At 40.8% G+C, this 12,862-nt stretch carries 9 protein-coding genes; 3 read left to right on the top strand and 6 right to left on the bottom strand.

Annotated features, from left to right (window positions below; all coding sequences use genetic code 11):
* Nucleotides 1-15 precede the first annotated feature (15 nt).
* Complete coding sequence (locus Q0947_RS01460; RefSeq protein ID WP_299390561.1) at nt 16-636, bottom strand: MarC family protein; 621 nt, start codon at nt 634-636, stop codon at nt 16-18.
* 327 nt (nt 637-963) lie between these two features.
* Between Q0947_RS01460 and Q0947_RS01455 the strand changes: the two genes are divergently transcribed.
* The 3 genes from Q0947_RS01455 (at nt 964) to Q0947_RS01445 (ending at nt 3,483) form a co-directional block, all read left to right on the top strand.
* Entirely contained in the window at nt 964-1,671 is a 708-nt protein-coding gene (locus Q0947_RS01455) for a membrane or secreted protein (RefSeq protein WP_299390560.1), read from the top strand.
* A gap of 102 nt (nt 1,672-1,773) precedes the next feature.
* The gene (locus Q0947_RS01450; protein WP_299390559.1) at nt 1,774-2,253 is read left to right on the top strand and encodes a DIP1984 family protein; all 480 of its coding nucleotides are present in this window, start codon (nt 1,774-1,776) and stop codon (nt 2,251-2,253) included.
* 288 nt (nt 2,254-2,541) lie between these two features.
* Complete coding sequence (locus tag Q0947_RS01445; protein ID WP_299390558.1) at nt 2,542-3,483, top strand: N-acetylmuramoyl-L-alanine amidase; 942 nt, start codon at nt 2,542-2,544, stop codon at nt 3,481-3,483.
* A gap of 131 nt (nt 3,484-3,614) precedes the next feature.
* On the opposite strand, the gene Q0947_RS01440 is transcribed toward Q0947_RS01445, so the two are convergent.
* The 5 genes from Q0947_RS01440 to Q0947_RS01420 all read right to left on the bottom strand — a co-directional run bounded on the left by Q0947_RS01440 (nt 3,615) and on the right by Q0947_RS01420 (nt 12,794).
* Nucleotides 3,615-5,165: a family 10 glycosylhydrolase gene (locus Q0947_RS01440; RefSeq protein WP_299390557.1), complete on the bottom strand. Its 1,551-nt coding sequence runs from the start codon at nt 5,163-5,165 to the stop codon at nt 3,615-3,617.
* 123 nt (nt 5,166-5,288) lie between these two features.
* Nucleotides 5,289-6,083, bottom strand: coding sequence for a DUF4397 domain-containing protein (locus Q0947_RS01435; protein ID WP_299390556.1), 795 nt, complete (start codon nt 6,081-6,083; stop codon nt 5,289-5,291).
* A gap of 10 nt (nt 6,084-6,093) precedes the next feature.
* Entirely contained in the window at nt 6,094-7,710 is a 1,617-nt protein-coding gene (locus Q0947_RS01430) for a SusD/RagB family nutrient-binding outer membrane lipoprotein (protein WP_299390555.1), read from the bottom strand.
* Nucleotides 7,711-7,722: 12 nt separating this feature from the next.
* Nucleotides 7,723-10,818, bottom strand: coding sequence for a SusC/RagA family TonB-linked outer membrane protein (locus Q0947_RS01425; protein WP_299390554.1), 3,096 nt, complete (start codon nt 10,816-10,818; stop codon nt 7,723-7,725).
* Nucleotides 10,819-11,249: 431 nt separating this feature from the next.
* Nucleotides 11,250-12,794 (bottom strand): family 20 glycosylhydrolase, encoded by a 1,545-nt coding sequence (locus Q0947_RS01420; RefSeq protein WP_299390553.1) that lies wholly within the window; start codon nt 12,792-12,794, stop codon nt 11,250-11,252.
* Nucleotides 12,795-12,862 lie beyond the last annotated feature (68 nt).

Below are 12,862 nucleotides of genomic sequence, written 5' to 3'. Positions count from 1 at the left end.
TTGCCCACTTCTAAATTAAGAAAACAAATTAAAAGATAATTTAATCCCTTCAATAATCATTCCGGTACCGATAATCGCGATAATTAATCCCATGATTTTTCCGATTACAGAAATCACGTTGTAGCCTACGCCTTTCACAATAAACCTACTAATCCTGAAGGTGATGTAGGTTAATAAACTCATCGACCCGAAAATAGCAATCACTAAAAGCAGTTGCACGGTGGAAACGTCCGACACGAAGTTCATGGCGGTAACAATGGTGCCAGGGCCCGCCAAAATAGGAATTGCCAATGGAGACACCGCAATATCTTCATCTATATGGACGTCTTTGATGTTCTTTACATTGGATTTCTTGGATTGTAGCATTTCAAATCCGATGTAGAAAATAAGAATACCCCCGGTGATTTTAAAGGCAGGAATACTGATATTAAACAGTTCAAAAATATATTTCCCCAATAGGATAAAAACGGTCACAATGATAAAGGCAATAATATTGGCCTTTTTGTTGATCTTTCGTTTTGTGGTTTCATCCGCACCTTGCGTTAAGGATAAAAAAACCGTCATGTTTGATATGGGATTGGTAATCGCAAAAAACCCGGTAAAAACGGTAATTGAAAAGGTAATGAGGTTATCCATAGGGTGGCAAAATTTTCTTATCGTAAGAAATTGAATTCCTGCGTCACTTCCAAAGTAATTTTCGATTATTTTAAATTTTTAAAGATTTTTTCTAAGAAAGGGGATTCTGACAACTGTAAATTGAAGGCGTAACACATCCTGAGGCATATTTCACTAACACCTCTTTTTTGTGATCAGAAATGAATATTTTCCGAAATCTACCACACAAACAGCTTTGTCACGGATTTTTATCGCCAAAAAAAACCTCAAAAACCATTGCTAGAGTCCTAAAACTGCACTTATGTGCCTCATTTTAACTATTTTTGAAATACGTAACTCTCTAAAATTATGAAACAACTTATTTTAGTGCTCAGTTGTGTAGTGTTGTCCTTTGGGATGCATGCGCAAAGCCTTATGGGTGCTTGGGAAAACCGATCCACTACCAACTCTGGCGACGCCGTAAAAACCGTAGTTATTTATGCCGATGGGTATTTCGCGTCTACCACCTATACTTCTACAGGAACTTTCATAAAGACCAGCGGTGGCTCATGGCATTTGGAAAGTGATACCTTAATACAAACCATCGAATTTGATACTGAAGCTCCTGAGCGTGTTGGTACGGAACATCATTTTAAGATGAGTGTTGGTGATACCGAATTGGAACTCACTGAAGGCAACTTAAAATTTCACAGAATTGATGCTGGTACTCCAGGTGCCTTACAAGGTGCTTGGTTAATGTCTGGCCGTGTGGTGGATGGGACTGCTCAATCACGTGATACGAGTGGCCCACGGAAAACGATGAAAATTTTATCGGGCACCCGATTCCAATGGATTGCTTACAATACAGAAACTAAACAATTTATGGGCACCGGCGGCGGAACCTACACCAGCAATAATGGCGCCTATACGGAGCACATCGAATTCTTTTCGAGAGACAATTCGCGTGTGGGCAACAGTTTACAGTTTGACTATGAATTGATTGACGGCCATTGGCATCACAAAGGCTTGTCGAGCAAAGGCGCTCCTATTAACGAAATTTGGAGTATAAGAGAATAATGTGTAGCATTGAGGGGTATTAGCGACTCACGATTTTAGTCCACTATTATATATTACAGCTGGATGTGGCGTTAATCCTTATTAAAAAATAAACTATTAGAAATGTCAAAACAGGAAGAATTACAACATAAACCAATGAAACTTGCTGAAGGGCTTTTGCTCAGAGCTGATCTTTTGAAAAAGATTGAGCAGCTTCAAAACAGAATCAGACCTGTATTAATTGTGTCTGACGATAAGCAACCACAAGAAGATCCGGATAAACTACTCGCGCAATTGAGAAAAGCCATTCAAGATTTAGAAACTCTGGTGGTCCGCATCAACAAAACCAATAATGACACCCTCGTTGAAGGCGAAGGCACACTTATGGAAGCCCTTGCCAAACGGGATGCGCTAAAAATGCTTTCGGAGAAACTCAGAACCATTCGGTACGCGGCACAAATTAATAATAGCGGCGAAACGAATCTGAAAACCACCATCGACATTAAAAAGCTCCAAGTTGAAATGGATCAAACGGGACGCGCCTTTAGAGAACTTGACAGTAAGATTCAAGAACTCAATTGGCTCACCGTATTAAAAGCATAAGCCGAAAGGCGGAATGGTCGGGGCGAGTGCCAGCCCCTTTTTTTGGTGTGCGTTTTCGGGGCAAATTGAAAACGCTACCGCCTAGAGCTGCTCGGGTTGCGGCAAAACTGTATTGTTTAGGACCCCGTACTGCTTACCACTTACAAGTGTATTGTTTAAAACTTACTACCAGGTACTGACCGATCATTCTTTTTATTATAGCCCAAATTCAGAGTAGTTAGATGAGCTTCGGCAGCTATAATTACCTCGGAATAACCATTTTTATAGAACCACTAATTGATTACAGAAATGAAAACATACAATGCCACACTCCTACTAGTCGCTACGGCCTTTATGCTCGCGTCCTGCGCAAGCAATCCGTATGCGCCTACCAACAGAGCCCATAAAAAACAATCGAAAGCATTGAGTAAAGTGTTAGTGGCCCTTCCGCCACCGCCACCTGGTACTGCCAGCGCTCCTAAATATGCGGACACGTGGGTAGGCACCACTAATTTCAGCCTTAGAAGGCCTAATTTAGTGATCATCCATCATACGGCACAAGATTCCGTTGAACATACTTTAAAAACCTTTACGTTGCCGAGGACTCAAGTGAGCTCCCATTATGTGATTGGCGCCAACGGCGAGATTTACCACATGCTAAACGACCTCTACCGCGCTTGGCATGGTGGCAGTGGCAAATGGGGCTCGAATACCGATATCAATTCGTCTTCTATTGGCATCGAATTGGACAATAATGGATTTACTGAATTCTCACCGCTTCAAATTGAAAGTCTGCTGGAATTATTAAAAGACCTCAAAGAGAAATACAAAATTCCGACCGCCAATTTTATAGGCCATGCTGATATTGCACCAACACGTAAAAGTGACCCTAATAAAACTTTTCCTTGGAAAAAATTGGCCGAAGAAGGTTTCGGATTGTGGTATGATGATATTCTTGAAGAACCGCTACAGCCTATAGAAGATAGCGCTGTGGTGAGTAGCAACATCCCACAAGATGTTATAGACATTGGGAATGAAGCGGTGGACATCACGCCAGCACCAACAGCAATTAAAGCGCCGTTATTGGATGTAGCGCCAGAAGTTGCCCTGAAAATTATCGGGTATGATGTGAGCAATTTACCTGCCGCCATCAAAGCGTTTAAACTCCATTTTATTCAGACGGAAGTGAATGACACACTCACCGATTATGATTTAAAAGTGCTCAATAATCTGTACAAGAAGTATTTGTAGACATTGGCAGTGCTTAAATTTGATGTTGAGATTGCCGCATTACAATTTAGAGCGTATAAAAAATCCCTTGCCACTTCGGCAAGGGATTTTGTTTTAAAGGCATAGCCTATTTTTAAATAGTTTGAAACACCTTAATCGTTGCTCAAATTTGCAGGAATCACAATCTCCTTAAAAGGACTTTCATTTCCGGTTCTATCAACTGCAGATACACCAATGGCCGTTAAGGCATTCTTTTTCTCGGCATCAGCATACATGGCCAATTCAAAAGTCCGCTGATTTTTGTCCAATATTTTATAAGTCCAACGGGTGCCGTATTTATAAAACACGACCCACTGAAACACATCGTTTACCTCGGTATGCTGCCAAGTGATGGTTACTGTATCAGCATTCTTTTTTGTGGTAACCACAGGGGCTTTCGGCGCTTTATGATCCAACCACGGACTTGCAGGCACCAACGCCTGTTGCTTGTAAGGTCCGTCTAACAACGCTTGTGCAAGACTTGGGTGTGTTACCAAGGGTTTGATACTCCAATGCACCGTACCCTTACTTTCTGGCACCATGCCGCGAGTAATCATAATCTGATTGATAACCTCATCAATAGCTGCCGCATCGCCACCAGCATACAAACTCATGCCTGGCCATAAGTGGCGTTTCTGTGTGTTTTCACGTTCCCACCACCCTAAAAGCACCGGGAAACTTTGTGCCGACTGATTGATTTTCCAATACAACTGTGGGGTGAAATAATCGATCCACCCTTTATTCAACCATAACTTCGCATCCGCATACAACTCATTATACTGATCCATTCCCGCAATGGATGCTGGATGGCCAGGACGCCAAATCCCGAACGGACTAATCCCGAACTTCACTTCTGGCTTTTCTGCTTTAATCTCCGTATACACACGCTCCACAAACGTATTTACGGCGGCTCTTCGCCAATCCGCCTTCGCTAGTGTTCCTCCCGAAGTTAAATAGTCTTGATAGCTTTCAGCATCAGGAAAATCCTTGCCCTCATTATACGAAGCATACGGATAAAAATAATCGTCAAAGTGAACGCCATCAATATCATAGCGTTTTACAAGGTCCATTACCACCGCGGCAGAATGGTCTTGTGTGGCTTTTTTGGACGGATCCATCCACCACATGCCATTTTTTAATCCGACTATAAATTCTGAGTGCTTTGTAACTAACGACTTATCGGTCACTTCGCCACCATCAAAATGGTGCGCGCGGTACGGATTTAACCATACGTGCAATTCCAAGCCACGGTCGTGCGCGGCGTTTATCCAAAACTCCAACGGATCATAAAACGGTTCTGGTGCTTTTCCAATCTCTCCGGTCAAGAAAAAGGACCAAGGTTCCAATTGGCTCGGATACATGGCATCTGCCTGCGGTCTCGCCTGAAAAACAACAGCGTTGTAGTTATGCGTTTTTAACAGATCCAACAGTGCTATCGCCTCATCCTGCTGTTCTTTTGGGGTTAAACCGGGTTGGCTTGGCCAGTTGATATTCGCCACAGTAGCAATCCATGCGGCACGAAATTCGCGCATCACTTCAGGCCTGGACGTTACGGTTTGGTCAGTAGACTCATTTGTAGAAACCAAAGGCTTGGACGATTTACACGCGCTTAATACTGTAAGACACAGTAAAAGGATGGTGGTGGATTTAAAATTGAAGGACATAGGATTGTGAATTAAAATGAGACAAATTTCAAAATGCCGTGGCAACGGACAAAATGCGTTTATAAAAAAAGAAAGAGGCACAACACGTGTCTCTTTCTTTAATAAGAATCATAATTAGGCTAATTAACGTTCTCTCCAATAATCTATATTTTTGGAAGTCGGCGTTTCTTTATAAGAACCTCTAATTTGCGTAGAGTACACGCGACCTTTACTTGCCAAGGTGAGGGTGTTCTGGATATAAGGTGTAGAGGTTTCAACCTCGTACTCTGTTCCTGATGCAAACACTCTAAAATTATATCTGCCAGGTTCCAATTCCTTATACTCCCCTGCTTCCTTATAGTCCAAATCCATACCTAAGTTGATAATTTTAACAGGTTCTGCAGGCGTCGTTTCAGTGGCTGGCACAGCCGCTTTTACCGCATACACATCTACTGAAAATGGCATATTGGACATGGTATTTACAAATCTCCAATAGATTTTTACATTATCTGGCGCCGGAAGCGGGTCTACAATAGTAAATATCTCATAGCCGCTTTCTGCCGTACCTCCCAAATATGCTGAATAATGTTTATCAGCATCAAAGGTTACCGAATTGGTGGCGATCACATTGCCCTCCAAATCTCTCGCATACAAATTGAAGGTTCCAGAAGGAATCAAGGCATACGCATTGGATGGAAATACAGAACCGTAGCTATTGCCACGCTCTTCATCAGAAGAACTCGACGCTATGGCACTCACTTTTTTATCATCCAAATAGAAATTTACAGCCGGTGCATCTTCAGCGTGAAGAAAAAACTTCACAAAGGTTGCGGTGTCAGAAACTGGCTCTGTAATTTCAGGGATGGCATTCTCATCACATGCAGTAAACACCAAACTTACCGCACATAGTATTATTAATTTATTGATTGCTTTTCTCATAATGTTTTAATTATTCAGGTTTACTAAACCAAGTTTCGTAAGTATGATAATCTTCCTCATAAGCTCCAAGAACCTCCAGTGCATCCTTGTTCCACATATATTCTGAATTATATCTCGGTCTTGCGCGGTAGGCAGGATTGCCGTTATTCGTGATATATAATGGATCAGGCAATTCAAACCCTTTATACACCGGATCTGTAGCTTCAATATCATAGTGGTATCTTCTCATATCAGACCATGTTTCAAAGAAGCCCCATCCCCAAGTGGCGATGTATTTTTGCAACATGATTTTAGAAAGTGTCAACTCACTGGTCGTTACAGGAAATAACTCTTCACTGCTTAAATAGGCCGCTTTACGGGCTTCAAACACTGAAGGATCTGGCGCATATTGTTTTGCAAAATCCATATGCGATTTCACCCCGGCTTGATACGCCATTAAGGCCACATCTGGTTTGTTGGAAAGAAATGCCGCTTCAGATTTGATAAACTGTAATTGCGCATAGGTCATTAATGGGAAACGCGCATCGTTGTTAAAGAAATAAATCTGAGGTGATGGCGTTGTTCCCGAATAGCCAGCTACATTCCAGAAATTCTTAGGAACCATAGCTGCTTCCGCTGACGACCATTCATTGATTCCGGTTATAGGAGAAATCCCTCGGTATTGCCCGTCTGGCGATGGTGCCATCATTGCTGTAATTCTAGGATCTTTAAGATGCGCTTCAGGATCATTAAATACCGGATCGGCGCCAATTAAATTAGGATCGGTCAGCTCAGGATTGGTACCATCCAATAAGCCCATGATAAATTTGGTTTGACGGTAGTAGCCAATATTCCCTCTCAGTGGTCCGAAGAAATTAGTATTTGCACTTACGATACCATCAAAACGAATACTCGCATCGTCTTGATTTCCTGATAACGCTTTATCAACATAACCTATAACAGTATCAGCATTGTATGTGCCCTTATTTGTTAATCGGTGTGCGTTGATGGCCAATAATCCATAAGCGAAACGCTTCCATTTCTCACGATCGCCATTGTAAATTAAATCGGCTTGGCTCAATCCAGAATCTGCCGGACTTAATCCATCGGTACGGTCCAATTGCTCAATCCCTAAGGCTAACAATCGCTGAATTTCTGCATAAACCGTCGCTTCATCATCATAATTAAAAACGCGTCTGTCAGAATCAAAAGCTTCCGTAACAATTACAGGACCGTGATAATCAGTTAGCATTTGCCATCCATAGGCACGTAAAATGTAGCCTACGCCTGCAAAATCATATTTCTTGTTTTTAAGGCCACTTTCTATCATATCAGATAAATTATAGCCCATACTCCAGTAAACGGCTCTCCACAGCTGCGCATAAGAATCAGACAGTGGATTACTATGCAGGTTTAAAGAATAAGATTCTCCTGAGGTATAGGCCCAGTTTTGGGTGTAAAAACCAGTGAACCTTCCATCCCACTGAATTGCTACTGCTAACTCAGACTGGATTTGTGGTAGAAATAGCTCGGGCTGCAACAGTGCATCCGGACCATTTGGGTTTGTATTTACGTCTAAATAATCGTCACAACCTGAAAATGTAAGTGTGCCGGCAATCATTAAACATGTGTATAGTATTTTTTTCATCGCTCTCTTAATTTAAAATCCAACTCTCAATCCAAAATTCAATCCTCTTGGTAACGGGAAGTTACCATAATCTAACCCTGCTCCACCAGCGCCTCCAACTGCAGCAGAATTTCCATTTGCTACAGGATCGAGTCCAGAATAATTAGTGAACAAAAACAAATCCGTTCCTGTTACAAATACGCTCGCTGATCTTAAGAATTTAGTGCTGTCCAAAAAGCTTGATGGCAAGTTGTAGCTAAAGGTGACATCTCTTAAACGCATCCAATTGATATCTTTTTCGATAAAACTTTGGTGTGGATAAATGGAAGACCAATAGCTTGAATTGCGGTACAAGTCAATAGGAATGTTATTTGTTGTAGGGTTTCCTGAATTCTCGTTTCCATCTTTTAAAACCCCCGTAACAATACGTGGTACTTCTCTATCTAACGTTCGCTTACTTAAACCTCTTGTAGTTAAGTAATGCTCTGTTGCATTATACACATCGCCGCCAACACGGAAATCCAGTAAGAAGTTCAATGAGAAGTTTTTGTATCTGAACGTATTGGTAAGACCTACTGTAAAGTCTGGGTTTCTATCACCAACAACAATCCACTCGCTCGTATCTTGAAGCGGTAATCCGTTGGAAGGATTGATCAACACATCACCATTATCGTTTCTTTGGTAATCATACCCCGTAAACGTTGTTAATGGACCACCAACTCTCGATCCTACACGCACGTTTCCGTATAACCACGTATCAGAGTTGTAGAATTCTGAAACATCACCAGGAAGTTTTACAAGCTCACTCCAGTTTTGGGTGAAGTTTGCCAAAATATCCCATGAGAAATTATCATTTAAAATAGGTGTTGCATTCAACTGAAGCTCGATTCCTTCGTTTTGAATCTCGCCCGCATTAAACGTCATTAATACGAATCCTGTAGCGTAGCTCAAACGTAGATTTTGAACAATTTGATCTACAGATTTCTTGTTGAAATACGTCGCATCAATCCCTAATCTGTTTTTGAAGAATTTAAGTTCAAGTCCGTACTCATAAGACGTTGTCATCTCTGGTCTTAAATCTAAACTAGGTCCTGTAAATCCGTATCTGAATCCGCCGCCAGTAGTTAAAGCATTGGTATAAAATGGACGTATACTATAAGGATTCGCATCTTTACCCACCTGAGCCACAGAAGCTCTTAATTTACCGTAAGTTAACACATCACTCTTACCTTTGAACGCGTCGAGTTCTGTAAAAATGAAACTCAACCCTGCGGAAGGATAGAAGAATGAATTATTTTTAACTGGCAATGTAGAACTCCAGTCATTTCTACCAGTTAAGGTTAAAAACAGCATGTTGTCATAACTCGCGTTGATACTCGCAAAAGCACCAACCAAACGACGTTCAGTTAAATTATTAAACGCTCTATGCGTACTTAATTCAGTGTTGTTAATGGACCATAAATCTGGCGCTTGAAAGTTTTGACCTCCAGCAGCAGCGCTAAATGTGTTATAATCATAAACCGCACTACCCACTTTAATATCCGTTACAAGCTTGTCATTCAATAATTTTGGAGGTGTAATTTGTCCGTAGTATTGAAATGTAAGATTTCGTGTGGTGACTAAGGCCTGATCGAAGATTCCGCCGAAGTCTTTTCCTGAATTGGATTGTGGATGTCTAACAATCGTATTTTTTGTAGTGAAATAATCGACCCCTACCTGTCCTACAAATTTTAACCAATTTAATGGCGTTATGGTAACTTGAGTATTCAATTTATAACGATCGGTTAGCGAATTAAGAATATTCTTGTTCACATTAAAGAATGGATTCTCTACGGCATTTGAATAATCTGCGTAATCTCTACGATCGCCACCAGGTGTCAAATAATTGCTGGCATCATCCGTTGATGGCCATAACAATAAGTGTAATAAAGGTCCGCCTGAACCTCTAAAGGTTTGATCGTTATCAGAACGGGTGTAATCAAAAGACACATCAGCCGAGATAAATCTGTTCAACTCCGTTGTTACAGAAGACGAAATATTTAATTTCTCCAATCCTGTGGTAGGCACAAATCCTTCAGCATCGGTATGCGATGCAGAAATTCTATATTGTGTTTGTTCACTACCTCCAGAAAAAGAAATGTTATGCTTTTGCGTGTAGGCATTGCCGAAGAAGTTTTTTACGTTATCAAAAAACTGTGTTCCTGCAGGATAAGGCTCACCAAAATAGTACAGCTCTTCATTCCCTTCATTGGTATACCCGTTAGCGCCTCTATCATAAACCTGTTGGATTTCTGGGTATTCAACAATTTTATCCATTCTGAAGCTATTGCTATAATCGATGCGTGTTTTACCAGCTTTACCTCTTTTAGTAGTGATGACAATTGCACCTGACGCCGCTTCAATACCATATAGCGCAGCCGCTTCCGGTCCTTTTAAGATGGTAACCGACTCAATATCTTCAGGGTTAATGTCCGCACCTCTATTGGTAAAGTCAATCCCTCTGTTTTCAAAAGATGTCGACCCACTAAGTGATGATGCAAATACTGACGTTGAGGTGGTGTTGTTACTGATTGGCAATCCATCTACCACAAATAACGGTTGGTTATTACCACTTAAAGAACTGATTCCTCTAATAACAATTGAAGACGAAGATCCTGGCAGACCAGAAGTACTATTGACCTCTACTCCGGCAACTCTTCCTGCCAATCCGTTAATGAAGTTTTCACGTTGTGTTTCGGCAATAACTGCACCTTTTATTTCGGTTACGGCATAACCAAGCGCTTTTTTCTCCCGTTTAATACCGAGTGCCGTTACGACTACCTCATCCAAATCTTCAAGATTTTCCAAAAGTGTCACTTTAAAGGTGGCGTTGGCACCAATGGTAATTTCTTGCGTATTGAACCCAACAGATGAAATTACCAATACGGCGTCATTCTTATCTGGGGCACTGAATGAGAATTTACCGTCTAAATCCGTTACGGCACCTTTGGTCGTGTTCTTGATATAAACAGAGGCCCCAACAACCGGGATTCCGTTTTTATCACTAACCTCTCCGGTCAAAATCCGCTCCTGGGCAAATGCCTGAAACCCGATAAAGCAGAGTAAAATTAAGAGTAATCGTTTTTCCATAATTTTAAGTCTATTAATTACACCATTATTGTTTTTAGTTCAACACTTCAATTATTTAAAATGTTGTTGCGACAATTTTCGTAGTATAATATTAAGAAAATTTTGTGAGTATTGCGGAAAAACTTCTAAAAAAGTTAAGTAAATGTTAATTTTGTTCGTTGTTTTTTTTCTGTTTTGCAGTTATAGAGTGCAAAACGTGCATTTTTAAACATTCAACAAATGCAAATAGAATATCGTAATTCGTTCAGATTTTAGGCGATTTTGGATGATTTCAGGAATTCTAAATTTGTCAGACAACCTAAATTAGGAGGATTTGATATTCTGTTTTGGGATTTTTATGTGATTTACATACACAATCCTTCAAAATGGCAGACAAGAATCTGCTCACTTTGAAGGATTATGATGTTCATCTACTGAAATGACATTAATTTTTAATTAAGCTCAGGCAATGGATGATACTCAATATTAAGCGCTTCCAACCTCGATTCATGGGCACGTAGGCGTTTGAGGAAATCATTAAAATCGTCATGTGAAGCCGACCAACCAACTTCTGCAACGGCCATTAACCGTGGCCATAGACGGTTATCCATCATGGCATCCGTAAGGACCAATTCTGACCAAACAGGTGCTTCCACACCAATAATTTCGTCTTCCTTATCATTAAAATGGTACACATCTTCCAAAGACACACCTGCTTTCTGACACCAATTGTTGGTTTGCTCCTGCCCGGTGACATTCGCATGGTCAAAATAAAAACTGGTACAAATTGACTCGATGACTTTCGATTTATGTTTTGGAGTGGTTTTGGCATTCCAGCGTTGGCTGATAAATTCTTTACTCACATCAGCCTTAGACATTTCCTCCCATCCAATCGGCACTTTTCCATAGCTTCTGACCATAGAATCGGCTTTAACCACAAAAGTTTCGTAAAGGTCATCATCAATTTCATCACCGCCAATATGCACCCAAGGACCATCAGTCAATTCTGAAACTTCTTTTAAAACCTCAGCTACAAAATCATAAACCGCCGGATTAGTAAGGCATAATTTACTCCACCCTACTTTATAGCCATCATAAAAATCTGGAGGCGTGGCCATTTTCGGATTCAGGTTGGTCAATTCCTCACAATTAAGTTCTGGGTACGCCACTAAAGCCGCATAAATATGTCCCGGCAAATCGATTTCAGGGATAATTACAATGTGTCGCTCTTTTGCGTAAGCCTGCAATTCTTTATAATCCTCCGTGGTTAAAAATCCAGATCTGCCACCCTTAACCGCGCTTTTCCCGCCAATTTCTGACAGTAAGGGTTTGCTTTTTAATTCCAATCGCCAACCTTGATCATCGGTTAAATGAAGATGAAGACGATTGAGTTTATAAAACGCCATTCGGTCCATGTGCTGTTTTAAATAATCCACACCAAAAAAACTACGCGCCAGATCAATCATATTTCCTCTCCAACTGTATTTTGGAACATCTTTAATGTGAAGCTGTGGCAACACTATATTTTTAGAAGCTATTGCTCCATTTTCCACACCTGAAGGTAGAAGTTGCTTCAGACTTTGGATGCCGTAAAACAGTCCCGCTGCTCCCGCTGAGGTTAGTGTGACACCATTACTTTTGATATCTAAAATATAGCCTTCATCACCTAATTCTTGGGCAAAAGCTTGGTCTTGTATCAGTTTAAAATTCGCACGATTAGATGTGGCTTGTATGTTGCTACTCACATTTACGGATTGTAGTAATGTGTTCAGCAAAACGGCTGCATCTTGAGACGTTCCGGAATAGGACACTGTATTCTGTTTTGGCACTTCATACACCCCATTGTCAATAGTTAACACCTGAGGCTTTGGGATGATGTCAATTTCCAAATTTGGCGTTGGACTTGCTACCACCGATTTAGAAGTTGAACATCCTAAGGCTAAGATTCCAACAAATAAACAGTAGAAAATTTGGGTGAAGCGGTTTGGGTTTTTCATGTAGCGTATGTTATTTTTAGAGGATATCCATGACAAATAGTTGCAGGATTACTGCATTTTTTTTTGCA

The organism is uncultured Gelidibacter sp., assembly GCF_947500795.1.
Taxonomy (GTDB): domain Bacteria; phylum Bacteroidota; class Bacteroidia; order Flavobacteriales; family Flavobacteriaceae; genus Gelidibacter.
The sequence above is the reverse complement of the archived record's forward strand: the minus strand, read 5'-3'. Positions and strand labels throughout refer to the sequence as shown.